We start from the raw sequence: 24,767 nt of genomic DNA, 5'->3' as shown, positions 1-24,767 counted from the left end.
GTGCGAGAAGCCAGTCTACTCCGGAATGGCTGCTCGCGACAGGCGCGCTTGACCGTCCTGTCGTGCGGGGATAGGGTAACTGAGCCCCGCGCCGGTACGTCCGCCGCGGGCTGTCGTGCTGCATAAGTCATGCCAAGGAGGTCGCCGCGTGTCGCTCACCGATCAACTCGCCGCATCGCTGGGAGCGGCGCGTGCTTTCGCGAGCGTCTCGGAGGCCGTCGTCGAGGGGCGGGACTGCACGCTTGCCGCGCCGGGTATCATTCGCCCGCTGCTGACGGCCGCGCTGTTCGTGGCCCGCCCGCGGCCTACGCTGGTCGTTCTCGCCGGCGAGGAGGCGGCCGAACGCTACGCGCGCCAGCTCGCGACCTACCTTGCCCCGGGCGAGGTCATGCGTTTCCCCGAGCGTCGCGACATGCCCTGGAGCGACGAAACACCCGTCCTCGGGGCGGTGGGCCGGCGCGCCCGCGCTCTGCACTCGTTGAGCTCGGGCCGCCTGGCGGTCGTGGTGGCGTCTGCTCGCTCGCTCGTGCGCGCGCTGCCCCCGCACGGCTCGCACGTCTTTGACCCGCTCTCGCTCGAGGTGGGAGTGACGCTCGATCTCGACGAGGTCGCGGCGACTCTGAGCCGGATGGGCTACGAGCGCGTTGAGGTGGCCGAGGACCGGGGGCAGTTCGCGGTTCGCGGCGGCATTCTAGACGTGTTCCCGTCGGACGGCACGCATCCGGTGCGGGCCGAGCTGTTCGGCGACGAGATCGAGACGCTCCGGCGCTACGTCCCGTCAACGGGGCAGACGATCGGCGACGCCGGGCGTGTCGAGGTCTTCGGCTGTCGAGAGGTGGCGCTTGGCTCGCGTGCCGCGAGTCGCGCACGGCGGGCGCTGCGAGCGCGCCTAGACGACCCGGAGATCGCCCATCACCTGGAGCTCATCGAGTCAGGTGTCTACTTCAACGGAGTTGAGCGCTATCTAGGCGCGCTCTACGAGCAGCCCGGCAACCTGACCGACTACCTTTCGCCCGAGACGCTCATCGTGGTCGCCGAGCCCCGCTCGCTCATGGATGACGCGACCCGGCGCCACGAGGAGCTGTCGCTGGCGGCGAAGGCTGCCGACGCCGATGCGGACGGGCTGCTCGTTCCGGCCGCCAGGCTCGACCTGGGCGGCCGGCAGCGCCTCACGATGCTGTCGCTGCTGCGCGCGGGCGGCACCGTCGACGCGGAGCTTGTCGCGCGTCGCCCCGAGGTCGCCGGCGGCGAAGACCGCTTCATGGCGGGGCTACGCTCGCTGCTCGATATCGACTACGCGGTCGTGCTCGCAGTGCCCGAGCGCCGCACCCGCCGGCGCATCTCGGACCTGCTCGTCGCTGCCGGGTTCACTGTTGCCGAGCGTGCCGGGGAGTCCGCGTCGGGTGCCACTCGACTCGCGCCGCGGGTCGTGAACGTTTCCTCGGCGGACGTGCCGGCGGGCTTCGTCGTGCCGGATGCGCGGCTGGCCGTCGTGAGCATTGACGACATCTACCCGCGCTCGGCCCGCACCAGGCGTGCGGCGCGCGACATCGATCCAACGCAGCTGACCTTCGGGTTCGTGCCCGGGGACTACGTCGTGCACGCCACGCACGGCATCGGGCTCTTCCACGAGATGCAGCGCAAGGAGGTCCTTGGCTCAGAGCGGGACTACCTTGTTCTGGAGTACGCCAAGGGCGACAGGCTGTACGTGCCCGTCGACCAGATCGACCGCGTGACCAAGTATGTCGGCCCCGACGGCTCCGCGCCGCGCGTTACGCGGCTCAACACCGCGGACTGGTCGCGGGCGACCACCAAGGCGCGAAAGGCCGCCCGCAAGCTCGCATTCGACCTCGTCGACCTGTACGCGAGACGCGCGGCAGTGGAGGGGCGGGCGTTTTCCTCGGACACGCCCTGGCAGCTCGAGATGGAGGCGGCTTTCCCCTTCGAGGAGACCCCCGACCAGCTTGCGGCGATCGCCGATGTGAAGGCGGACATGGAGTCGGACAAGCCGATGGACCGGCTGATCTGCGGCGACGTGGGCTACGGCAAGACCGAGGTTGCCATCCGGGCGGTATTCAAGGCCGTCCAGGAGGGGGCGCAGGTCATGGTGTTGTGCCCCACGACCATCCTCGCGCAGCAGCACTTCACAACCTTCTCGGACCGGTTCGCACCGTTCGCCTTGCGCGTCGAGGTCCTGTCGCGCTTTCGCACCGCATCGCAACAGAAGGCAGCGCTGAAGGGGTTTGCGGAGGGCACGGTCGACGTGCTCATCGGCACGCACCGCCTACTGTCGGCCGATGTCGCTCCGCGCGATCTCGGTCTCGTGGTCGTGGACGAGGAGCAGCGTTTCGGCGTCGGGCACAAGGAGCATCTCAAGAACCTCCGCGAACAGGTCGACGTGCTCACGCTCTCCGCGACGCCCATCCCGCGCACCCTCCAGATGTCGCTGTCGGGCGTGCGCGACATGAGCGTTATCGACACGCCTCCACCGAACCGCTTCCCGGTCCAGGTACACATGGGCGAGTACGACGCCGACGTCGTGTCGGGAGCGATCCGCCGCGAACTCGAACGTGGCGGGCAGGTCTACTTCGTGTCCAACCGGGTCAAGTCCATCGACGAGGCCGCGGCGCGCGTGCTCGAGGCCGCACCGGAGGCGCGTGTCGGTGTGGCGCACGGGCAGATGTCCGAGCACCAGCTCGAGCGCGTGATGGAGTCGTTCTCGGCCAACCGCTACGACGTGCTCGTTTCGACCACGATCGTCGAGTCAGGCATCGACAACCCGCACACCAACACGCTCATCATCGAGGACAGCCAACGGCTGGGGCTCGCCCAGCTCTACCAGCTCAAAGGTCGCGTCGGCCGCAGCCACGTCCGGGCGTTCGCGTACTTCATGTTCCCGCGCGGCCAGTCCCTGACCGAGCAGGCAGTCGAGCGGCTCACGGCGATCCGCGAGCATACCGACCTCGGTAGCGGCATCAAGGTGGCCATGCGCGACCTCGAGATCCGGGGCGCGGGATCTCTCCTTGGCGCGGAGCAGCACGGCAACATGAGCGCCGTCGGCTTCGACCTCTACGCCGAGATGCTGCGCGAGGCAGTGGCCGAAGTGCGCGGCGAGCCGCTGTCGGCGCACCCGGACATCCGCGTCGACCTGCCCGTTCCCGCCTTCCTGCCCGAGGAGTACGTATCCGCGGTCGACGAACGCGTGCGCATCTACCGTCGGCTCGCCGGTGCCGTCACGCCCGAGGGCGTCGCCCGAATCGCGGCGGAGATGTCCGAACGGTTCGGCGCGGCGCCTGAGCCCGCCCGCAACCTCGTCGATATCGCGCGCATCCGGGCGCTTGCCGCCGAGGCCCGCGCCGGCAGCGTGAGTGTGTCCAGACGCCGCCTGACGATCGGCGGTATCGCGCTAGGCGACGATGCCCGCGGACGTCTGGCGGCGCGCGGTGCGGTCTACTTGGAGCGCGAGCACAAACTCCACGTTCCGTTCGACTATGGAGCTTCTGTGACGGGGGCCGCCCTCGATGTTCTCGGTGCTATACTGACCGGAGCCAGCTCCGAGTAGGAATCCCTGGGAGGATCGATGAGAACGTTTCGTGTTGTCGTTGCCCTGTTGCTTGCCACAAGCCTTGTGCTCGCCGTGACGGGCTGTTCCAGCAAGGACGTTGCCGCAAAGGTCAACGGTGAGGTCATCAAGAGGTCCGACCTCGATGTCCAGATCGAGAAGCTCAAGGAGCAGTATCCGGACATGTTCACAGGGCCGGACGCGGAAGGGCGCCTACTCGACTTCCAGCAGCGCCTTCTCGACAACATGATCAACAACGTGCTGATCCGTCAGGCCGCCGAGGAGAAGGGGATCAAGATCTCCGACTCGGACGTGCAGAAGCAGATCGACACACTCAAGGAGAACTTCCAGAGCCCGGAGCAGTTCACCCAGGCTCTCGACCAGGCCGGTATGACCGAGGACACCCTCAAGGAGCAGGTCCGCGACCAGCTTTTGACCGAGGAGCTCATCAAGCAAATCTCGGCCGATACGCCTGTCACGGAGAAGGAGATCGAGGAGTACTACAAGGCCAACGCGTCGCAGTTCGAGGAGAAGGCTGCAGTGCATGCCGCGCACATCCTCTTCGAGGAGAGCGACAAGGCGACCGCAGAGAAGGTCCTGAAGGAGCTCAAGGGAGGCGGCAACTTCGCGTCCTTGGCCAAGCAGTATTCGAAGGATCCTGTGTCGGCGGAGAAGGGCGGCGACCTTGGCTGGCCGACGACGCCGTACGTGCCCGAGTTCGAAGCCGCCGCGCAGAAGCTCAAGGCAGATGAGATGTCCGGGCTCGTCAAGACCACCTTCGGCTACCACATCATCAAGCTCATCGAGAAGCGCGAGAACCGCCAGAAGCCGATCGACGAGGTCAAGGACCAGATCGAGCAGATCATCGTCCAGCAGCGCAATGCCGACGCGTATCAGAAGTTCCTCGACGATCAGCGCGCGAAGGCTGACATCGAGATCCTGATCCCCGAGCTGCAGGCAGCGCCGGAGGCGCAGGACGCGACCTCGACGGCCAAGTAGCGCACAGCACGCGACGCGAGGGGGATCGGTGGGCTCGATAGCGATCGTCGGCCTCCCGCACGAGGCTGACGTGCCACTGCCGGAGATAACGGCCCGACGAGTGCTCCAGGCGGGCAGGGTCGTTGTCCCTGTCGACGAGGGTGCCACGGCACGGGCGCTCACCGCCGCCGGCGTGGAGTCCTACTGCTCCCTTGCCGATCTTGGGCTGTCCGCTGACCTGCCGATCGACAGAATCGTCGACGGTCTCCTTGGCCTGGCCGAGGAGACCGATGTCGTCTATGCGACCGCCGGCTACCCGTTCCTGCGCGAGGGCCTGCTCGCGGGACTGCTCACACGCTCTCGCGGTCCGGTCGACATCTACCCGGCGCTCTCGCCGCTGCAGGTCATCCTGATGGCGTTCGATATCGACCTCACCGCCGATCTCGACATCGTCGACGTGCAAAGCCTCGACCCCCGGATAGGACAGCGAGATTCGCATCTGATCGTCACGGGAGTGCGCAACCGCGTTCTTGCACGCAAGGCGTCGCAGCGCCTTTCCGCGATCTATCCCGGGGATCACAGCGTCATCCTTGCGGACACCTGTGAGGACCTCTTCACGTTGTCGCTGCACACGGTGGTGTCCTTGGCCGAGGCGGAGACCGGGGAGGATGCGGCGGTATATGTCTCACCGTCGCGCCTTGGGACTCCGGTCGGCTTCGACGAGCTCGTGCGGCTGATCTCGGTGCTGCGCGGCCCGGACGGCTGCCCCTGGGACAAGGCGCAGAACCACATGTCCCTGCGCCGACACATGCTCGAAGAGGCCTACGAGGCGGTGGACGCCATAGAGTCCGGAGACCCGGGAGAGCTGGCCGAGGAACTCGGCGACGTGCTGCTGCAGGTCGTGCTGCACTCCCAGATCGCCGCTGATGATGGCGACTTCACGGTAGATGACGTGGTCGCGCGCATCGTGGACAAGATCCGTCGCCGTCACCCGCACGTCTTTGCGGGCGCGATCGCCGAAACGCCAGCTCAAGGCCATGCGAAATGGGACGCCATCAAGGCCGGCGAGAAGGAGCGGGCGAGCCTGCTCGACGGTATCCCGCATGCTCTGCCGGCCCTCGTGCGCGCGGAGAAGATCTCGCGCCGCGTCGTGGGCGTGGGCTTCGAATGGGAGACCGTCGACGAGGTGTGGGACAAGTTCCATGAGGAGGTCGAGGAGCTTCAGGCTGCCGAGCCCGGTTCCCCGAACGCCGCCGAGGAGATCGGCGACCTCCTCTTCACGCTCGTGAACATAGCCCGCAAGCACGGGATCGACGCCGAAGAGGCTTTGCGCGGCACGTGCGACAAGTTCGTACGCCGCTGGAACGACATGGAGGGCAGCGCTGCGGAGCAGGGGAGCGCCATCGCCGATCTTGACCTGGGTGCGATGGAGCAGCTCTGGCAGTCTGCCAAGGAGAAGGAAACGAGCTGACCCGCCGCGAACCTGCGGAACACCCGCAGGGCCGGCAGAAGGAGGACTGGGCACCGATGAGCTACATAACCGATGTCTTTGCGCGCGAGATCCTGGATTCCCGGGGAAACCCGACCGTCGAGGTCGAAGTCATGCTCGACGATGGCAGCTTCGGTCGTGCCGCGGTCCCGAGCGGGGCTTCCACGGGTGCCTTCGAGGCCGTGGAGTTGCGCGATGGCGACAGCGCACGCTACCTCGGCAAGGGGGTCAGACAGGCGGTCGAGAACGTCAACGAGATCATCGCCCCCGAGGTACTCGGTCTCGATGCGACCGACCAGCGCTTGATTGACTCGACGATGCTGGCGCTCGACGGCACGCCCAACAAAGCCAAGCTCGGCGCGAACGCCATACTCGGTGTGTCACTGGCCGTGGCCCGCGCCGCCGCCGAGTCCACGGAGTTGACGCTCTACTCCTACATCGGCGGCGCGAACGCGCACATGCTGCCGGTCCCGATGATGAACATCCTCAACGGCGGCGCGCACGCCGACAACAACGTCGACCTCCAGGAGTTCATGATCATGCCGATCGGCGCATCGACCTTTGTCGAAGGGCTGCGTTGGTGCACCGAGATCTACCACACGCTCAAGGGCGTCCTGCACGATCGCGGCCTGGGCACGGGCGTTGGCGATGAGGGCGGTTTTGCGCCGAACCTCGGCAGCAACGAAGAGGCGCTGCAGGTCATCTCCAGCGCTGTCGAGAAGGCCGGCTATGTCCTCGGCGAGCAGGTGCGTTTCGCGCTCGACCCGGCCACGACCGAGATCTACGAGGACGGCCTGTACAATCTGGCCGGCGAGGGCCGCAAGCTCACCTCGGCACAGATGGTCGATTTCTGGGCGGACCTTGTGGAGCGCTACCCGATCGTCTCCCTCGAGGACGGCATGGCCGAGGAGGACTGGGACGGCTGGAAGATGTTGACCGACAGGCTGGGCGACAAGGTGCAGCTCGTTGGCGACGATCTCTTCGTCACGAACACAGAGCGGTTGGGTAAGGGTATCAGCATGGGTGTGGCGAACTCGATACTCATCAAGGTCAACCAGATCGGGTCGCTCACGGAGACGCTCGAGTGTGTCGAGATGGCAAAGCGCGCGGGGTACACGTGCGTGATCTCCCACAGGTCGGGAGAGACCGAGGACACGACCATCGCCGACATCGCGGTGGCGGTGAACGCGGGGCAGATCAAGACCGGAGCTCCGGCGCGCTCCGATCGTGTCGCGAAGTACAACCAGCTCATCCGAATCGAAGAGGAGCTGTGCGACTCCGCTGTCTACCCGGGTATGGACGCGTTCTACAACATCAGCTAGCCGAGACAGGAGATTCTCCGGTCATATGAACAGGGATGGCTCACAAGGCGAAATCGATTCCGATGATGCCCCATATGCCTACGGAGTCCCCCTCGATGGCGCACTTGCCAGGCGTGAGCTGCTGGCGAACAACTACGATATCGACTTCGGCTCCGAGCGGGTCTTCCCACGCCTTGTCAGCGCCCTGCTCGACGAAGTCCCGGAAGGCAGCGCCGTCCTCGAAGTAGGTGCCGCGACCGGTCTGCTCACGAGGCCGCTTCTGCAGCGCGCGGGAAGCGTGACCGCGCTCGAACCGTCTTCGGGCATGCTGCGGCGGCTGCTCGAGAGCGACGTAGCCGATTCGCCGAAGCTCACCATCAGGCAGGGCATGGTGGAGGATCTGCTTCACGGCGAACGCTACGACCTCGCGGTTGTGACTTTCACCCCCCGGCGCGGAATGGGGCTGTCGCGCCTGCTCACCGAGCTGGCCGTGCGTGTGACCGACAAAGTCGTCATGCTCCTGGACGACGACGGCACCATGGACTGGGCCTACCTCGCCCGCGGCGCTGCGATCCAGGGCTTCGATGTGCGCCTGCACATCGTCACGAGCATGGAAGCCGACCCCGCCAAACGCAAGAGGGCGATCATCTTGGTCGCGGACGTCAATCGGTGGACCCCGCGAATCGAACCTCCGGAGGAATGGGCGCGCGATGCGCGCGAGATGACCGTGCCCTTCCCCTCGCCGCGAGGTGCGGCGACCCGGCTGGTTCGCTACGTGCTCACAGGTGGTGACCGGGCCGTGCTTGTCGTCACCGATCCGCGCGGGGTCGAGCGGCTATACGGCAACCTGAGAACAGCTGTTCACAGGCTCGCTCGCGAGGAGCTGACCGTGCGCCGTCAGGGCGACGCGATCCAGATGGTTCGTCTCCCAAGAAGCGGGCAAGAATAGGGCTTGGACTGCGCGAACGAGAGGGGGAGGGCGTGAGGCGCACCAAGATCGTCGCCACCATCGGTCCGGCGAGTGACGCCCCCGCCACACTCGATGCTCTCATCGCCGGCGGAGTCGATGTCGCCAGACTCAACGCTTCGCACGCGGATATCTCCGAGCTGGGGGCGAGGCTTGTCGCCGTCAGGGAGGCTGCAGGCAGGGCGGGCGCGCACGTGGCGGTCATGCTGGACCTGCCGGGACCCAAGATGCGCGTCGGAGCTATGGCCGCAGGAACCTCCCTCGAGCCCGGCCACTGCTTCGAGCTGCTGCCCGGAGAGTGCACCGGCGACAGTCACCGGGCGTGCATGACATACGCCGGGCTTGTGGACGATCTGAGCATCGGAGACCGCATCATGCTCGACGACGGCCGCATCGAGCTGCGTGTGTCCGGCCTCGGTGACGGCGCGGTGCAGACCGACGTTGTCGTTGGTGGCGCGCTTTCCAGCCACAAGGGCGTCAACGTCCCAGGCGTGCACCTCGGCATAGACGCGATAACCGGCTACGACCGCGAGGTGCTGGCCTGGGGCCTCGAGGTCGGCGTGGACCTCATCGCACAGTCCTTCGTGCGCAGTGCCGATGACGTCTCCCGGCTCCGTGAGCTCATGGGCGCTTCGCCCGTGCCCATCGTCGCCAAGATCGAGAAGCACGAGGCGGCCGATGAGATCGCGGCGATAGTCGCCACCGCCGACGTCGTGATGGTGGCGCGTGGTGACCTGGGCGTGGAGACATCTCCGGAGGAGGTTCCCGTTCTGCAGCGTCGCATCATCGATGCGTGCAGAGACTCCGGCACACCGGTGATTGTCGCGACCCAGATGCTCGAGTCGATGACGACGTCGCCGAGGCCCACAAGGGCCGAGGCGTCGGACGTGGCCAATGCCATCTTCGACCGGGTCGACGCGGTCATGCTCTCGGCCGAGACCGCGATCGGTTCCTATCCTGTGAAGAGCGTCGAGACGATGGCGCGAATCTCCGCAGCCGCCGAGGAGTCTCTGAGCGGGCGCGGGAGCGATCGCAGGCGCACCTCGGCGCTCACCGATGTCACCCGCGCCGTCAGCGCCGCGGCGTGCGAACTCGCCGATGACCTGGGGCTTTCTGCCATCGTGACCGCAACGCAATCAGGTGCGACCGCACTGGCGGTGGCGCGAAACCGGCCCGGCGCACCGGTCGTTGCCGTCACGCCGTCCGAAGTGGTGGCCCGTCGGCTTGCCGTGGTCTGGGGCGTACGCTCCGTCGTGGCTCCGGTCGCGCCTGCCGAGGACAACACGCTCCAGTCGCTGCTCGCCGCAGTGCGGGACGCCGGTGCGGTGGCCGCCGGCGAGAAGGTGGCCGTGACCGCTGGTGTAGCCCGCGGGGTTCCCGGGGGTACCGATCTGATCCTCGTGCGCGAGGTGCCCCGGGCGTAGCCGCCAGCGTGGCCCAACTACCTAGACCTCGACCTTACATCGAGGTGAAATCGTCTCTGCGATGTGGTACTATCGCCGCGGAGGAGACGCTTGTCTCCCCACACATCGCTGGCCTTCACACAGGACGTCTTCTGGTCATGGCACCGAAGAGAGCTACGCGGCAAGGGGCTACAGCGAGATCGCGCCAGACCACCGGGTCTCGGGCGCGGTCGTCCTCGGCACGCTCCCGCACATCCAAGCCCGCCACACCTGCGCGTCGGTCCCGTCCCACGAAGGCACAGATCCGCCGCCGGCGGGTCGTTCTTGCTCCCCTCGTCGTTGTCGCGCTGCTTGCAGTGGCGGTGTGGTCGTACTACCCGGTTGCGAAGGTCCAATACCGCGAGCAGCGCGAGAAAGCCCGGCTCGAGACGGAACTCGAGGGACTCCAGGAACGCAACCAGAAACTCCGGGCCCAGGTCGATCGGCTCAAGACGCCGGAAGGGGTAGAGCAGGTCGCACGCGAGAGCCTCGGCCTGGTGAAGCAAGGCGAGAACCTGTACGTCGTCATGGACGGCGAAGAGGCGACACCGACGCTGGACCCGGATACGCCGGCGAAGGCCACTGCGACCCGCGACGGGATATGGCCGCGGGTGCTGGACGTGCTGTTCGGCGTCGGGGAGTGATCGATCTGCACGCGCCGAGCACAGGCGCCGACGCTCGCGATGGGGCGCTCGTGGAAGCGCAGGTCGGACGCGCCCCGCGCGGCCCCTGGTCCACATATGTCCGCTGCGGATTCGGCCGCCCGAGTGTCATCTCGTCGTCGCCTCTGCTTGACGACGGAACACCGTTCCCGACCCTGTACTGGCTCACTTGCCCCTGGCTGGTCGAGCGTGTCGGGGCGCTGGAGTCCTCGGGCGAAGTGGCGGCGTGGACGCGAAGGCTCGCTGCAGACCCTGTCCGGGCCGGCGCAATGCGCGATGCTGATGCGGAGTACCGCTTCCGCCGCTCCCTGGCAGGGACGGACCCTTGCTCGCCGGTAGGCATCGCCGGACAAAGAGACCCGCTTGCGATCAAATGCCTGCATGCGCATGTCGCGGCGTTTCTCGCGGGAATCGCCGATCCGATAGGGGAGGCCGTCCTTGGGCAGATAGATGCTGAGTGTCCCGACGACCGGTGCGCGTCTCTCGTCGGGACGGCTGGCGAAGAGTGGGGACCCTGATGGCCGAGGAAACACGCCGCCTTGCGGCGATCGATATCGGCACCGTGACCGTCCGGCTGCTCGTCGCCGACGTGTCCCGTGATGCGATCGTGGAGGTCGAGCGCTCGACCGACATCACGCACGTTGGCGAGGGGCTGACCGTCACCGGGCGGCTTTCGGACGAGGCAATGGACCGCGTTGCAGACGTGATGGCCCGCTACGCAGCGCGCATGGGCGAGCTCGGCGTCGAGGCGCATCGCGCCATCGCCACGTCCGCGTCACGTGATGCCGCCAACGGCGAGGAGTTTCTGGGACGGCTTGAAGCCGCGGGCGTGCGACCCGAGATCGTGTCCGGGGACCGCGAGGCGAGCCTCTCATTCGAGGGGGCTGCCTACTCGTTCCCGGGCAAAGGGCTACTCGTTGTCGACGTCGGCGGCGGATCGACCGAGCTCATCTTGGGCGATTCACGCGTGCGAGGTGGTGTACGTTCGGCTCAAGTCGAGCAGGCTCGTTCGGTCGACGTCGGTTCGCGCCGGCTCACCGAGATGTTCCTGCGCTCGGACCCACCGGCACCGGCCGAGCTCGACGAGGCGTGGGCATACGCCGTATCGGAGATCCGCCCCTTCTTCGATGCTGCGCGCGAGCGTGCAAGCGCGATGATCTCCTTGGCGGGAACGGCGACGACGCTTTCGGCCATCCAAATGGGGCTCGCGGAGTACGATTCCGCGCTGGTGCACGGATCGATGCTAGCGGGGTCGGACCTCTCGGAGATGGTCGACATGTTGTCATCGCTGCCGCTCGCCGAGCGTATGCAGGTCCCCGGCCTCCATCCGGGGCGGGCGCCGGTCATCGTGGCCGGCACGATCATCCTGGCAACCGCGCTCTCCTTGGCAGGATTGGATTCGACGCGCGTCAGCGAGCACGACATACTGTATGGGATACTGCTCGACACCTTCGGACAGCGCCAATGAGCGGCCGTGATGCTGCGTTCGGGCACGATTGGGCCGATAAGTTCCATGTCGGGTGTCAAGCAGCGGGGCGGTGTATCCGAATTGGTACAGGAGGGGGCCTTAAAAGCCCCTGGCCCACGGGCCGTGTGGGTTCGACTCCCACCACCGCTACCAGAAGAGTCGCGGCGGCGGGAAGCATCGCGGGAGTTCGCGTGCCCGCTCGCCCTCAGAGATGACAGGATGGCCAAAGACGTGACAGCTGACTCGACGGGGACAGCCGGGAGGTGTGCCGCCTGTGGCAGATGACGCTGCAGCGCGCCTCTATCAGGCGTTCGTGAGCCAGGACCCGGCCAGCGCGATCGGTGTTATCGAGAAGGCGCGGTCATCGGGGGTAGCCCAGGTCGACCTGTTCGACCAGCTGTTCGCGCCGGCGATGTCGCTCCTCGGCGGCGCGTGGGCATCGGGTGCCATCGACGAGTACACCTTCACGCAGGCGTCGGTCGTGGCCGAGCAGATCACGTCATTCGTGACGCCGCCGGCAACAGCGCAGGACACGGGCGTGACCGTGCTCATCGGCTCGATGCATCGCGACCACCACAGCATCTCCAAGAACATCATCGGCGCTGCGCTGAAGGACGCCGGTCATCGTGTCGTCGACCTTGGTGTGGACGTTCGTCCGGCCGAGTTTCTCGAGCGGCTCGAAGAGACCGGCTCGCGACTCGTCATCGTCTGTGCCGAGATGATCGCCACTGCCCGCGCGGTAGCGCGCGTTCGCGAGATGTTCGAGACCGCCGGACACGAGGGTGTCATCATGCTCGCGTGCGGCGGACCTTTCGTCGCCGACACCGGTCTCGCCAAGGAGGTCGGCGCCAACGGAGTGGTGCGTGGTGCCGAGAGCGCGCTCAAGCTCGTCGCCCGAATCGCTCGAGACAAGCTGGGGGGTGCGTAGTGGCCGAGCGCTCCCAGCAGATCGCGCTTGCCGAAGGCCTCGCCCGCCAGGGTCACGTGCAGCCTGCCGTGGACGCGTGCTTCCAGGCGCTCCGCATCGACGAGCGCGACCCGCGGGTCCACTGCCTGCTTGCCGAACTCATGCTTGCCGGCGACTTCTACGACGAGGCCATCACGTACGCGTCGCGCGCGATCGAGATAGACCCATCGTGCTCGCCTGCGTTCCTCGCGCTCGGACTTGCGTACGACCGTCGCGGCGGGATGTGGGACCAGTCGATCCTGGTCTGGCACGAGCTGGCCGAGGTCGAGCCCGACCTCGTTACCGCCCATGTCCAGCTGGGGGAGGCGTTCTCCTCGGCGGCCTTTGACGATGAGGCGATCGAAGCTTGGCGCCGGGCGCTCGAACTGAGCCCGAGTGAGGCGCGTGCGATGTACAACCTGGCGGTTGCCGCGCTCCAGAAGGAAGGCATGTCCACCGCCCTTCCTGGATTCCGCAAGGCGGGAGAGCTCGATCCGAGCCAGGACGACCTGTTCTTTGCGCTCGCCGGCATATACGACGACGGCAACCCCGCACCCGATCCGGCCGAGGTCCCGGCCAGTCGCAAGGCGCGCCTGGATGCCGCGGGCGCCCTCGCCTACGAGGAGGACTTCTTCGCGGCGGCCGATCTCATCCGTCTCGTGCTCGACGAGGATCCCGAAGATGCGGATGCGCTCGGTCTGGCTGCATACCTCTATCTGAAGCAGGAGGCCGTCAACGAGGCCATGGCGTGCTCGCTGCGCGCGCTGTCGATCTCCACGCGCACCCCGACCGCGGTCTACTGCCTGGGCGTGTCGTTTTCCAAGCGCTCCGGGCTCGCCCGCAGTGCGGCCCGGGTGTTCGCCGCGCTGGCGCGTGCTGTCCCCAAGCAGCCGATGCCGCACGTGCTGTACGCAGAGGCGCTCCTTGGCCTGCAGCGGTATTCGCAGGCGGCCGAGGCGTACTCGACCGCGATCGCGCTCGATCCCTCGTGCGTACGCGCGCGCTTCGGGCTCGCGGCGGTGCTTCTTACCGAGGGGCGTCACGCCGAGGCGATCTGGGAGATCCGCCGGGCGGCATATCACGATACGCGCAGGCAGGGCCTGTTCTGGCAGCTCTACGACTCGTTCACCGAGGGGAGGTCGTAGAGGATGCCGACCCGCAAGGGATCGCAGGACCGTCGCACCACTCGCAAGCAGTTCGCCGAGGAGCCGGTGAAGGCTGCCGCCCCCAAGAAGGCGGAACCGGTCGTCAAGCCCACGGTGGAGGCCGCTCAGCCGACCCCTCCGGGCAAGACGCCACGCCGCAACGCGCTGTTCCCGGTCGGCGCGAACTACTATCCGCTCGACGCGGAAACACAAAGCTGGGGCGACTGGTACGCTCGCGATCCCGACGAGGACTTCGCCGCTATGCACGAGGCGCGTATGGCACTCGTGCGGCTCTACGTCTCCTGGAAGGTGATCGAGCCGCAGGTCGGCCAGTACAACGAGGATGCGGTGGAGCGGCTGCAGGTGCTCATCGACAGTGCCCGCACCCACAAGCTGCAGGTCATCGTGTGCTTCTTCGCCGATGACCGCCTTGCCGAACTTCTCGATGTGCCGTGGGGCAAGAAGCGCGACCCACGCACCGACAGCTACCTGATCCAGCGCGAAGTGGCGCTGGTCCAGAAGGTCGTCAATCGCTTTCGCTCCGACGCGGCCGTCTTCGCGTGGGACCTGACCAACGAGGCGTTTTGCTCGGGCTTTGGGTCCGCTGCCGCGCTCGAGGCGTGGGTCTCGACGATGCGCGATGCGGTGCGCGAGGTCGATCCGGACCGGCCGATCATGATCTCGGTCGATCCGGAGGCGCTCTATCGCCATACCGGCGTGGACCCGCGCGGCGCGATCGACGCTTGCGAGATCGCGGTCAGCCATGTGACCTCGGCATACCGGGCCTACGCCGCCGAAGGTCCGCTGTCCACCGGGCCCTCCACCTATCTCGACTCCTTCCTGCTGCGATCGGCCGCACGGAATCTCCCCGTGTTGCTCGACGACGTGGGCGTGCTCTCGCTTGACCAGTCCCATGCCGAGGAGGCCTCCCACGTCCGCGGAGCGCTGTACTCGGGACTCATGAACCGGGCTGCCGGGGTGATGCTGCGACGCTTCCGCGATCTCGACACCGAGCGCCGCGAGCCGTACTTCCGCGACCCCTTCGAGGTCCTGCTGGGTGTCGTCGACGCCGACGGAACCCCGAAGGCGGCCTACGGCGAGGTCGCGGCGTTCTCGCGAGTCGCCGCTCGGGTGGACCTGCGTCGCTACTCGCTCTTGCAGGAGCGCACCGCGATCATGATTCCCTCCGAGCGCTACGCGCCGCTGCCGAACCTTGCGGGCCTGTACGATGCCCGTGCGTGTCTCCAGGCGTACATCGCCGCCAAGGAGGCGCATTTGCCGGTGACGGTCGCCCGCGAGAGCGACGAGTTCGGCGCATACAGCGTGCTCGTGGTCCCCTCGGTGGCCAACCTTGAGGACTCTACCTGGGAGCGGCTTGGGGCATTCGTCCAAGGCGGCGGCTCGCTCGTGCTGTCCTACGGCGGCACTGAGGCCCACCCGGCGGTGCGGGAGCTCTTCGGCATCGAATTCCTTGGCGACGGAGGCGGTCGTGACGAGATCAGTTGCCGGGTAGCGCAGCCGGACGTCCTTGGCCCGCTGGCCGCTTTCGACGTGGCGCTCGAGGTGCCCGGGTTCGCGTTGCTTGGCGCCAGCGGCGCTACGGTCGTTGCGACCGATGCCAAAGGCAGCCCGCTTCTGACCATGAACCAGTTTGGCCAAGGACGTGCCGTGTACGTGGCACTTCCCGTCGAGCGCGCGATCGCCCAGGGAGATCCGTGGGCGACACCGGGACCTGTGAGCGCGATGCTTCGCACGGTGTACGGAGCGGTGGCCCGGGCAGCGGGCTGCGGCGCGCCTGCCGAGTGCGATCAACCGTCCGTCGAGGTGGCGCTCTTTGCCGGGGAGGCCGACGATATCGTCCTCCTTCTCAACCACTCCCCGGTCAAGCTCACTGCGGGCCTCAGTTTCGACCGCACTGTCTCCGCGATATCCGACGTGCGTGGAGGGGCGCCGGTCAGCGTTTCCGGCGTCTCTTTCGGCGTTCCGCTCGATGCAGGCGGCGCGGTCGGGTTGAGACTCACATACGCGTAGAGTCTCGTCTTGGCGCAGGTGATGGTAGACTCGTGCCGAAGGAGACCACCATTCGACGGGGAGAACTCCATGGACCACTCGTCCAACTCTGGGACGCACAGCTTCCTGCTTGAGTCCTGGCTCGAGTTCGCCGAGGCGATCGAGGCACACCCGGAGATTCGCAAGCTGCTCTTCGATCCCGTCACAGGTCTGCCCACGACCCCACTGCTGTTTCCCCGCATCCAGATGCTGCTCGAGGAGCGCGGCGAGGTGTCTCTGCTTGCCGTCAACGTCGTGCGCTACTCCAAGATCGAGGAGATCTACGGCTGGAAGGTCTTTGACGACGTTATGCGCGAGGTAGCGGGCGCGCTCGAGCGCATCACGGGCACCGTCTTGCGTGACTCCGACATCGTGGCCGAGCTCATGATCTCGGGCAATGCATTCGTCGTGGTGCTCTCGCCACCGCGCAACAGTGTGAAGATGGACCCGGATGCGCGGCAGATGATCGTGCGCAAGGTCGAGGACAGTGTGCGCGAGGAGCTATCCACCAAGATGGAGACGGCCCTGTTCCGCAAGTTCGGATGCTACGTCGGCGCTTCCACGATCGCGTTCGTCGAGAACACGCGTCTTGAGCGCCTCGTACATGAAGGATTGGACCAGGCTCTCTCCGACTCGGGCAACCGTGAGGCGCAGGACGCCGACGCGCGCTGTGAGGCGCTTCGCGAAATCATCGCCGACGGGGCGGTTCGCACCGTGGTGCACCCGCTGCTCGATATCCACACGATGGAGATCATCGGCTACGAGGCCCTCTCTCGCGGGCCCGAGGGCAGCGAGTTCGAACGCCCCGACAAGCTCTTCAAGATCGCCTACGATGCCGACCTCGTCTTGCGGCTCGAGCGGCTGTGCCGCAAGAAGGCGCTTGAGGCTGCCGAAAGCATGCCTGCCGGACGGCTGCTCTTCCTCAACATCGAGCCCGACGCGGTCGCCGACCCCGAACTGCGCGAGATCATGACGACCTCGCTGCTCGCGCAGTCTCACATCACTCCGGACCGGATCGTCCTCGAGATCACAGAGCGAAGCGCGATCACCGATTTCCCCGCGTTCCGCTCGACCCTTGAGTATCTTCGGGCGCTCGGGTTCCATGTCGCCGTCGATGATGCGGGCGCCGGATACGGCTCGCTCCAGTGCCTTGCCGAAGTGCACCCCGAGTGGCTCAAGATCGATCTCTCACTCGTTCGTGGGTGCGACAGCGACGAGGTTCGAGCGAGTCTCATGGGGAGTCTCGTGAGCTTCGCTGACAAGATAGGCGTGAACCTCGTCGCCGAGGGAATCGAGACAGTCGAGGAGCTGAAGACCCTGCGAGAGATGGGTGTGCAGTACGGGCAAGGCTTCCTCTTCAGCCTGCCCGTCGACCCGTTCCCGTCCGATGAGTCGTTCGAGCACCTGAAGTCACTCTAGACCCCCGATCTTCGAGAAAGGCCGGCCGCGCAGTGGACCACGTGCGTCTCACACAGCTGTCCAGCAAAGCCGGTTGAGCGGCCAAATGGGGTCCGGAGGACCTCAAGGCCGTTCTCGGTACGCTGAAACCCGGAGAGTCTGATGCCCTGATGGTGGGCTTCGAGACGTCCGACGACGCCGCGGTGTATCTCCTTGGCGACACTGCCGTTCTGCTCACTGTGGACTTCTTCACGCCCATGGTGGACGACCCGTATGACTTCGGACGCATCACGGCGGCCAACGCGCTGTCCGACATCTATGCGATGGGCGGCAAACCCCTCACGGCGATGAACCTTCTCGCCTGGCCGTGCAACATGGACGCGGCGGTCATCGCCGAGGTCCTGCGCGGGGGCGCGGATACATGTGCCGAGGCGGGAGTCGTCATCGTGGGGGGGCACACGATCGACGATGTGGAGCCCAAGTACGGCCTTTCGGTGATGGGGACCGCTGATCCCGATCGCGTGGTGCGCAACGTGGGCGCGCAGGCGGGGGATGAGCTCGTGCTCACGAAGAGCATCGGCGTGGGCGTGCTGAACACGGCGCTCAAGCGAGATCTCGAGACCGAGGACTCGCTCCGCGAGGTCATCGAGTCGATGGCGCGTCTCAACCTGGCCGCCGCCGATGCCATGCTCGCGGTAGGCGTGAACGCGGCAACCGATGTGACCGGGTTCGGGCTCCTTGGCCATTTGCGCGAGATGGCGCGCGGGTCGGGTGTGTCGGCGCGCGTCATACTGCGCGAGGTGCCCGTGTTCGAGGGCTCGCTCGAGTACTCGCGGCAGGGCGTTCGACCGGGGCGGACCGAGGACGTGATAGCGTCGCTCGACGCTGACGTTGACTGGGGCCCGGCCGACGATGCGTGGAAGGGCGTGCTCGCCGACCCGCAGACGAGCGGTGGACTGCTCATGGCCGTCGCGCCCGAGCGGGTCGAGGCGCTCCTTGGCGAGCTGGCGTCGCGCGGGGAGACGGGTTCGTGCGTGGGACGGATGGAAGCGGGCGATCCGGGCCGGATCGTCGTAGTAGAGGGGGACTGACGTGGCGAAGCGGCTGCTCATCACGAGCGACACCATCGGCTGCGGCGACGACGAACTCGGTCGCGCGCTGATGCGCAACTTCATCTACTCGGTCGCGCGCAGCGCCGACAGGCCTGCGGCGGTCACGCTCGCCAACGGCGGCGTGCGCCTCGCGTGCGAGGACTCGGAATCACTTGACGACCTGCGCCTTCTGGCCGAGAACGGCGTCGTTGTCGAAGCTTGCGGGACGTGCCTTGACTTCCTGGGCCTCGCCGACAGGCTCGCTGTCGGCGAGGTGGGTACGATGCCCGGCACGGTCGAGGCCGTGCTCGGCGATGACGACATCGTGACGATCGGCTAGTCGTGGCCGCCTGACCGGCGATGCGCCGACCCCGACGTACGCGGTAGAATCGCACCATGGACATCCAGGAAACCCTGCGCCGTCTGCCCAAGGTCGACGAGGCGCTCAAACACCCGCTGGTCACAGCCGCACTTGAGGCGCATCCGCGCCAACTCGTGCTCGATGCGCTGCGCGAGACGATTGAGTCCGCGCGCGCCCGCGTACTCGCCGGACACGAGATCGACCTGGCCGAGGAGACCCTCGTGCGCGAGGCGATCGCGCTGCTCGCGCTCAAGGCGCAGAGGTCGCTGCGGCGCGTGGTGAATGCGACCGGGGTCATCGTGCACACTAACCTTGGCCGGTCGGTGCTTTCCGCCGAGGCTACCGCCGCGGTCGCCGAGATAGCCTCGGGCTACTCGACGCTCGAGTACGACATCGAGGGCGGGGAGCGGGGGTCGCGCCACGTGCATGTGGAGGGGCTCATCTGCAGACTCACCGGCGCTGAGGCTGCCATGGCCGTCAACAACAACGCCGCCGCCGTCATGCTCGGCATCGCGGCGCTCGCGCGCGGGGGAGAGGCGATCGTTTCCCGCGGGCAGCTCGTGGAGATCGGCGGGTCGTTCCGTATCCCCGACATCATGGCGGAGTCCGGAGCGAAGATGGTCGAGGTCGGGACCACGAACAAGACGCACCTGCGCGACTACGAAGTGGCGATCACGCCCGAGACGCGCCTGCTTCTCAAAGTGCATTCCAGCAACTTCCGAGTGGTCGGCTTCACTGAGGAGGTCACGCTCGGCCAGCTCGTGGAGCTCGGCGCTCCGCACGGCATTCCGGTATTCGAGGACCAGGGGAGCGGCGTGCTCGTCGATTTGCGCAAGTGGGGGCTTCCCTACGAGCCCACGGTGGGCGAGTCGATCGCGCAGGGGGCGGCACTCGTGTCGTGCTCTGGCGACAAGCTGCTGGGCGGGCCGCAGGCCGGCCTTCTCGCGGGACGCCACGACATCATCTCGCGGCTGAAGGCGCACCCGATGGCGCGCGCGCTGCGGCTCGACAAGATGACGCTCGCTGCCCTCGAGGTTACGCTGCGCGCGTACCTGGACCCGGCGCGGGCGGCCCGAGACATTCCGACGCTGGCGATGCTCTCCGCGCCGGTGTCCGAGGTCCGCGAGCGCGCGGGCGCGCTCGCGGGCGCCATCGCGGCGGCATGCGGCGAGCGGCTTGGGGTCGAGCTCGCCGATGGCGCCTCGCGCGCAGGCGGGGGAGCACTGCCGACCGCCGACATCCCCACGGTCGTCGTCGCAATCACGCCGCGCGAGATCGGTGTCGTGGAGCTCGAGTCGCGGTTGCGTCTCGGCGAGCCCTGCGTGGTCGCGCGCATCGCCGAGGACCGCCTGCTGCTAGATGCGCGCACACTGCTGCCGGGTGAGGGTGAGATAGTGGCAGCTGCTCTTGCAGCTGCCGTGGGTGCGTAGCGACCGGAGTCGGCGCGCTACCCCTGACCCGGAGAGTCCGCGGGCGAGATGGTGACGTCCACGTTGGCCAACTGACCGGCAGATACCACCGCATCGCACCAATCTGTGGCGTCGACCTCCGGAGGGACAGCCACGAGTGCGGTCATCGTGAACAGCGGCGTTCCGCTCACGGGCGCGCGTGTGGTTCCTGTTTCCATGGACTCGATGTTGATTCCACGTTGGGACAGACCCTGGGCGATCTCATGGATGATGCCCTCGTGATCAGCTCCCTCGACCAGGATCTTGTGGGTGTGTCGATCCGCCGGGATCTGACCTACCGCCTTGCCGGCAGGCCTGGTCGTGATCGTGTACCCCTGCTCGCCAAGGTAGGCGAGGGCGGATTCCACCTCGTCTCGTCTTGCTTCGGGCACAGTGAGCAACATGAGAATCGCGAACTCACCGCCCAGGCGGGCCATGCGGCTTGTCTCCACATTGGCGTCTGCTTCCAGGAGAGCGCCGGTGACCTCTTCGACGATGCCGACCCTGTCCGGGCCGGTGAGCGTGAACACGATGTTGGCGCGCATCTGACGGTGCCCCTCCCAGTAGGACTTCCCCGCCTATCCTAGCGGTTTCGCGCGTGATTCGCAGGGGTAGTCTGTGGGCTCGGTCGCGACGGGCAACGCGAAGCACGGGCTACCGGGGAGGGCCCTCTACGGGAAGAAGGAGGCGGAATGTCGAGCCTTCGTCGGGGGTGCTTTCTGCCTCAAGCCGCGCGCCGAGTGCCCCGGCGAGTTGGTGCGACACGCTGAGCCCGAGCCCCGTGCCGCTGGTCTTGCCGCCTTCGAGTGGCCTCACCTGGTAGAAGGGCTCGAAGATGCGCTCGCGTTCGACCTCCGGGAAGCCGCAGCCGGTATCGCTCACGGACAACACGCACTCGGGACCTAATCTGGAGACGTCCAGGCGAACCGATCCGCTGTCCGTGAACTTGACCGCGTTGGCGAGAAGGTTCAGGAGAATTTGGGTGAGCCGCGTCGGGTCGGTCCGTACTCGCGCGACCGAGTCGGAGTACGAGGACTCGAGGGTCAGGCCCTTCGCGTCGGCCATCGGGCGCACCATGTTCAGCGCATTCTGGCACAGCGCTTGAAGATCCACGTCGTCGATCGTGAGCTCCGGCGCTTCCGCCTCGATGCGCGAGAAATCGAGCAGGCCGTTGATGAGCTCGAGCAAATGGCGACCGGAGTTGTCGATCATCGAGAGCTGGATGCGCTGTTCCTCGGTTATGGGTCCCGCGAGTTCGCCAAAGAGCGTTCCCGAGAACCCGATGATCGAGTTGAGCGGGGTTCGCAGCTCGTGGCTCATGTTCGAAAGGAACTCGCTCTTGACCCGTGCCGCTCGTACCAGCTCGGCGTTGGTGTCTTCAAGCTCCCGGGCCCGCTGATCGGTCAGTGTCTGCAGGCGCGACTCGGTCTGAGCCACGGAGACCGAGATGATCGTCAGGATGACGAGCATGACTGTAGGTGCGACAAGGTGCTCCGCAGCTCCCTTCGCAACCAGCCACGGCGCGAGAGCCAGCAGGCCAACTGCAGCGAGCGACGCTGCGGCGAGCGCCCACTTCGAGCCAAGGACAATGGCCACGAGGAGCACGGGAATCGACGCGAACATGAGCGTGGGGACCGCGAATGTCTGGTTGTCGGGCATGAGAAAGGGGAAGGCCACGGGAACGGCGGTGAGGAGTCCGGCCGACAGCAGCGTGGCTGCCACAATGCGCCCCGGGACGCTTGCCAGCACGAATGCACATGCCTGCGCGAAGATGAAGAGTGCCACCGTCCAAAGCACCCCGATGGGACTCGGCGGCAGGCCGACTGAAGGACCGAAGATGAGGAGCGGCATCGCGGCAAGGCCTGCAATCGCCATTCCGCCTGCGACCCAGGCCGTGAGCCGACGTTTCGTGGCTTGCACCCTCGACTCAGCGGCCATACGGGGATTGGGGTGAGAGGAGAACTCATCAGTTGCAGGAGACTCCGTTGAGTGGGGCATGGTGGGCCTGTTCTGAGCTCCGTCGGGTCGGGATGTGCTGCGATTCTGTTCCACTAGTCAGTTCGGCATCGAACCGTCCGTGAGGTAGCAAGTACCCGACCAACGGGCGAGAGAAGGCGTTCCTGGGCACAACGCAATCGCCAGACGGTGACATGGGGTCCTAAGCGGTCGATGCCTCAGGGGTGACGGCCGCAGCGAGGTCCCTTCCCCACGAGCGAGCGCGCTCGATCTCGCCGTCCTTCAGGGGCCCGTAGGCACCCGTGACGATGAATCGTTGAGGGGCGGTGGCCCGTGAGTAGCCGGCTCGCGTCAGCGAGGCGTCGATCCTCCTCGCCGAGCTGCCGGGTGACCACCAGATGCGCGTCTCGAATGCGGCTCCTAGACCATGGCCCGCGGGAAGACTGCCAAGCCATGCGCGCATCGAGGGATGCGAAAGGTCTGGCGGGGACTGGGCTGCGTGTCGGGGATCCTTGCCGATGCTCGAGCGCATGCTTTCCGTGGGCAGGTTGAAGCCAAGGATAGGCGCGCCCGCCACGACCAGGTCGGCATCGGACATCGTCTCGGGTGTGCCCTCTGCCGTAGAGAGGGCACGCGCGTCGGGTCCTATGCCTTCGGCGATCGCACGTGCTACCGCGGCGGTATTGCCCCACAGCGACTCGTACACGACGACGGCCTTCATCCCGGTTCCCCCGATCCGTCGGGACCTAGCGGCGGTTCTTCAAGGCGACGTACTCGCTCTTGGATGCCACGCTCTTGTACGCCGGCCGGATGATCTTGCTGGCGTTCGACATCTCCTCGATGCGGTGCGCACTCCAGCCTACGATGCGTGAGATCGCGAACAGCGGCGTGAACAGCTCCTGCGGGATTCCCAGCATCCGGTAGACGAACCCGGAGTAGAAGTCCACGTTCGCGCTGACGCCTTTGTAGACCGTCCGCTTCTTGCCGATGACGGCCGGGGCCAGCATCTCTACCTTCGCCTGCAGCTGGAATTCCTCGGACAGGCCCTTCTCTTTGGCGAGGACCTCGGCGAACTCGCGGAGGATGAGCGTGCGTGGGTCGGAGATCGAATAGACCGGATGACCCATGCCGTAGACGAGACCGGTCTGGTCGAAGGCCTGCTTGTTCAAGAGCCTGACCAGGTAGTCTTCAATCTCGTCGTCGTCCTTCCAGTCCTGTACCGTTGCCTGGATGTCTTCGAACATCTGGACGACTTTGAGGTTGGCGCCGCCGTGGCGGGGGCCCTTCAGCGAGCCGAGCGCTGCGGCGACGGTGGCATAGGTGTCGGTGCCGCTCGACGATACGACGTGCGCCGTGAACGACGAGTTGTTGCCGCCGCCGTGCTCTGCCTGCAGCACGAGGGCCAGGTCGAGCACCTGGGCTTCCAGAGGCGTGTAGCGGCTGTTGGGCCGGAGCATGTGCAGGATGTTCTCGGCTGTCGAAAGGTGCGCGACCGGGCGATGGATGACGAGGCCCTTGCGCAGGTACTCGTCCGCGTAGGTCTGGTAGGCGTAGACGGCGAGCATGGGGAAGGTTGAGATCAACTGGATGCTCTGGCGCAGGATGTTCTCGACGGACGTGTCGTCGGGACGCTTGTCCAGGACGTACAGCGACAGGACGCTGCGTGCCATCGCGTTCATGATGTCGCGGCTCGGCATCCTGAGAATCGCGTCGTAGACGAAGCTGCGCGGCAGCTTGCGCTGGGAAGCGAGGTGTTCCTGGAAGAGCTGCAGCTCCTTGCGGTTGGGCAGTTTGCCAAAGAGGACCAGGTAGCACGTCTCTTCGTAGCCGAGGCGTTCTTCGGCAACGAAGCCGTCGACGAGATCGGTGATGTTGATACCGCGGTAGATCAACTGTCCGGGAACGGGCGCGGGCTGTCCGTCAGGGCCGGGGGCAGAGCCGACGACGTCGCCGATTTGCGTCAGGCCGGCGAGCACGCCCCGGCCACTGACGTCGCGCAGCCCGCGCTTGACGTCGTGTTTGGAGTAGAGCTCGGGGTCGAGGCTGCTGCTGGCCTCGGCCAGGCGGCTCCAACGGGCCAGTGTCGCGTCATCAGCCGCGGTGGCTTTGGTCTTTCGCTGTGCGGCGCGGGGGTTGGGAGTGGGACTCAAGTCGGTCATCCTTCCGTGATGCCCTCGGCGTTCGAGGAGTCTGAAGCGTCGTTTCAAGAAGCGCTAGGCGCTCGATTGCTCACAGTGGCGGCAAGTCAAGAGTACCTGAGTTTGCGGGATTTTGGGATGGGGCGAGTTGCCTCACCAGAAATGTCGTCCAAGCCGATTCGTTGCCTCACGTAAAGATGTCGTCGAAAAGTGTAGCGTCGCAGTCGTCAGGCCGATCGACGACGAGGAGGCGCAAGCAAGGTGCCTTTGACGATGGCGGAGAAGCATGCGGTGACACGGAAGCTCGCCGAGGAGTACCGGCGGGCGATGAAGAAGGAGAAGGGCAAGATATTGGACACGCTGTGC

The 24,767-nt window shown here is 66.4% G+C and carries 19 protein-coding genes, 1 tRNA gene and 1 pseudogene; 17 read left to right on the top strand and 4 right to left on the bottom strand.

What is annotated here, in order from left to right; genetic code table 11:
• Window positions 1–148: 148 nt before the first annotated feature.
• From mfd to selA, 17 genes and pseudogenes are all read left to right on the top strand, one after another.
• Window positions 149–3,562: a transcription-repair coupling factor gene (gene mfd, locus Q8K99_13460; GenBank protein MDP2183558.1), complete on the top strand. Its 3,414-nt coding sequence runs from the start codon at window positions 149–151 to the stop codon at window positions 3,560–3,562.
• 18 nt (window positions 3,563–3,580) lie between these two features.
• Window positions 3,581–4,561: a peptidylprolyl isomerase gene (locus Q8K99_13455; GenBank protein ID MDP2183557.1), complete on the top strand. Its 981-nt coding sequence runs from the start codon at window positions 3,581–3,583 to the stop codon at window positions 4,559–4,561.
• 28 nt (window positions 4,562–4,589) lie between these two features.
• Window positions 4,590–6,011 carry a nucleoside triphosphate pyrophosphohydrolase gene (gene mazG, locus Q8K99_13450; GenBank protein MDP2183556.1) on the top strand — a complete coding sequence of 474 codons (1,422 nt, stop codon included), beginning with the start codon at window positions 4,590–4,592 and terminating at the stop codon, window positions 6,009–6,011.
• Between the two features lie 56 nt (window positions 6,012–6,067).
• Window positions 6,068–7,351, top strand: a complete 1,284-nt coding sequence (gene eno / locus Q8K99_13445) for a phosphopyruvate hydratase (protein MDP2183555.1) — start codon at window positions 6,068–6,070, stop codon at window positions 7,349–7,351.
• Window positions 7,352–7,376: 25 nt separating this feature from the next.
• Window positions 7,377–8,279 (top strand): class I SAM-dependent methyltransferase, encoded by a 903-nt coding sequence (locus Q8K99_13440; protein ID MDP2183554.1) that lies wholly within the window; start codon window positions 7,377–7,379, stop codon window positions 8,277–8,279.
• 32 nt (window positions 8,280–8,311) lie between these two features.
• Window positions 8,312–9,721 (top strand): pyruvate kinase, encoded by a 1,410-nt coding sequence (pyk, locus tag Q8K99_13435; GenBank protein ID MDP2183553.1) that lies wholly within the window; start codon window positions 8,312–8,314, stop codon window positions 9,719–9,721.
• 137 nt (window positions 9,722–9,858) lie between these two features.
• Window positions 9,859–10,383 carry a septum formation initiator family protein gene (locus tag Q8K99_13430; protein MDP2183552.1) on the top strand — a complete coding sequence of 175 codons (525 nt, stop codon included), beginning with the start codon at window positions 9,859–9,861 and terminating at the stop codon, window positions 10,381–10,383.
• Window positions 10,380–10,919: a DUF501 domain-containing protein gene (locus Q8K99_13425; GenBank protein MDP2183551.1), complete on the top strand. Its 540-nt coding sequence runs from the start codon at window positions 10,380–10,382 to the stop codon at window positions 10,917–10,919. Before Q8K99_13430 ends, Q8K99_13425 begins: the two co-directional genes overlap by 4 nt.
• Window positions 10,919–11,869, top strand: a complete 951-nt coding sequence (locus Q8K99_13420; GenBank protein MDP2183550.1) for a Ppx/GppA phosphatase family protein — start codon at window positions 10,919–10,921, stop codon at window positions 11,867–11,869. The genes Q8K99_13425 and Q8K99_13420 overlap by 1 nt, the downstream gene beginning before the upstream one ends.
• A gap of 66 nt (window positions 11,870–11,935) precedes the next feature.
• A tRNA-Leu gene (locus Q8K99_13415) sits at window positions 11,936–12,022 on the top strand.
• 121 nt (window positions 12,023–12,143) lie between these two features.
• Window positions 12,144–12,797 (top strand): cobalamin-dependent protein, encoded by a 654-nt coding sequence (locus tag Q8K99_13410; GenBank protein MDP2183549.1) that lies wholly within the window; start codon window positions 12,144–12,146, stop codon window positions 12,795–12,797.
• Complete coding sequence (locus tag Q8K99_13405) at window positions 12,797–13,960, top strand: tetratricopeptide repeat protein (protein MDP2183548.1); 1,164 nt, start codon at window positions 12,797–12,799, stop codon at window positions 13,958–13,960. The genes Q8K99_13410 and Q8K99_13405 overlap by 1 nt, the downstream gene beginning before the upstream one ends.
• 3 nt (window positions 13,961–13,963) lie before the next feature.
• Entirely contained in the window at window positions 13,964–15,991 is a 2,028-nt protein-coding gene (locus tag Q8K99_13400; GenBank protein ID MDP2183547.1) for a cellulase family glycosylhydrolase, read from the top strand.
• Window positions 15,992–16,060: 69 nt separating this feature from the next.
• Entirely contained in the window at window positions 16,061–17,428 is a 1,368-nt protein-coding gene (locus tag Q8K99_13395) for a bifunctional diguanylate cyclase/phosphodiesterase (protein ID MDP2183546.1), read from the top strand.
• An 89-nt stretch (window positions 17,429–17,517) separates the two neighbouring features.
• Window positions 17,518–18,498: pseudogene (gene selD, locus Q8K99_13390) on the top strand (selenide, water dikinase SelD).
• A gap of 1 nt (window position 18,499) precedes the next feature.
• Window positions 18,500–18,838: a sulfurtransferase-like selenium metabolism protein YedF gene (yedF, locus tag Q8K99_13385; protein ID MDP2183545.1), complete on the top strand. Its 339-nt coding sequence runs from the start codon at window positions 18,500–18,502 to the stop codon at window positions 18,836–18,838.
• A 56-nt stretch (window positions 18,839–18,894) separates the two neighbouring features.
• Window positions 18,895–20,289, top strand: a complete 1,395-nt coding sequence (gene selA, locus Q8K99_13380; protein MDP2183544.1) for an L-seryl-tRNA(Sec) selenium transferase — start codon at window positions 18,895–18,897, stop codon at window positions 20,287–20,289.
• A 17-nt stretch (window positions 20,290–20,306) separates the two neighbouring features.
• On the opposite strand, the gene Q8K99_13375 is transcribed toward selA, so the two are convergent.
• From Q8K99_13375 to Q8K99_13360, 4 genes are all read right to left on the bottom strand, one after another.
• A complete protein-coding gene (locus tag Q8K99_13375; protein MDP2183543.1) occupies window positions 20,307–20,852 on the bottom strand; it encodes an ACT domain-containing protein in 546 nt (181 codons plus the stop codon).
• Window positions 20,853–20,961: 109 nt separating this feature from the next.
• Complete coding sequence (locus Q8K99_13370; protein MDP2183542.1) at window positions 20,962–22,305, bottom strand: HAMP domain-containing sensor histidine kinase; 1,344 nt, start codon at window positions 22,303–22,305, stop codon at window positions 20,962–20,964.
• Between the two features lie 160 nt (window positions 22,306–22,465).
• Window positions 22,466–22,984, bottom strand: a complete 519-nt coding sequence (locus tag Q8K99_13365; protein MDP2183541.1) for a flavodoxin — start codon at window positions 22,982–22,984, stop codon at window positions 22,466–22,468.
• 25 nt (window positions 22,985–23,009) lie between these two features.
• The gene (locus Q8K99_13360) at window positions 23,010–24,344 is read right to left on the bottom strand and encodes a citrate/2-methylcitrate synthase (GenBank protein ID MDP2183540.1); all 1,335 of its coding nucleotides are present in this window, start codon (window positions 24,342–24,344) and stop codon (window positions 23,010–23,012) included.
• Between the last annotated feature and the right edge of the window lie 423 nt (window positions 24,345–24,767).

The organism is Actinomycetota bacterium (assembly GCA_030682655.1).
Lineage (GTDB): Bacteria > Actinomycetota > Coriobacteriia > Anaerosomatales > JAUXNU01 > JAUXNU01.
Note: the sequence above shows the minus strand (reverse complement) of the source record. Positions and strands in the feature narration are given on the sequence as shown.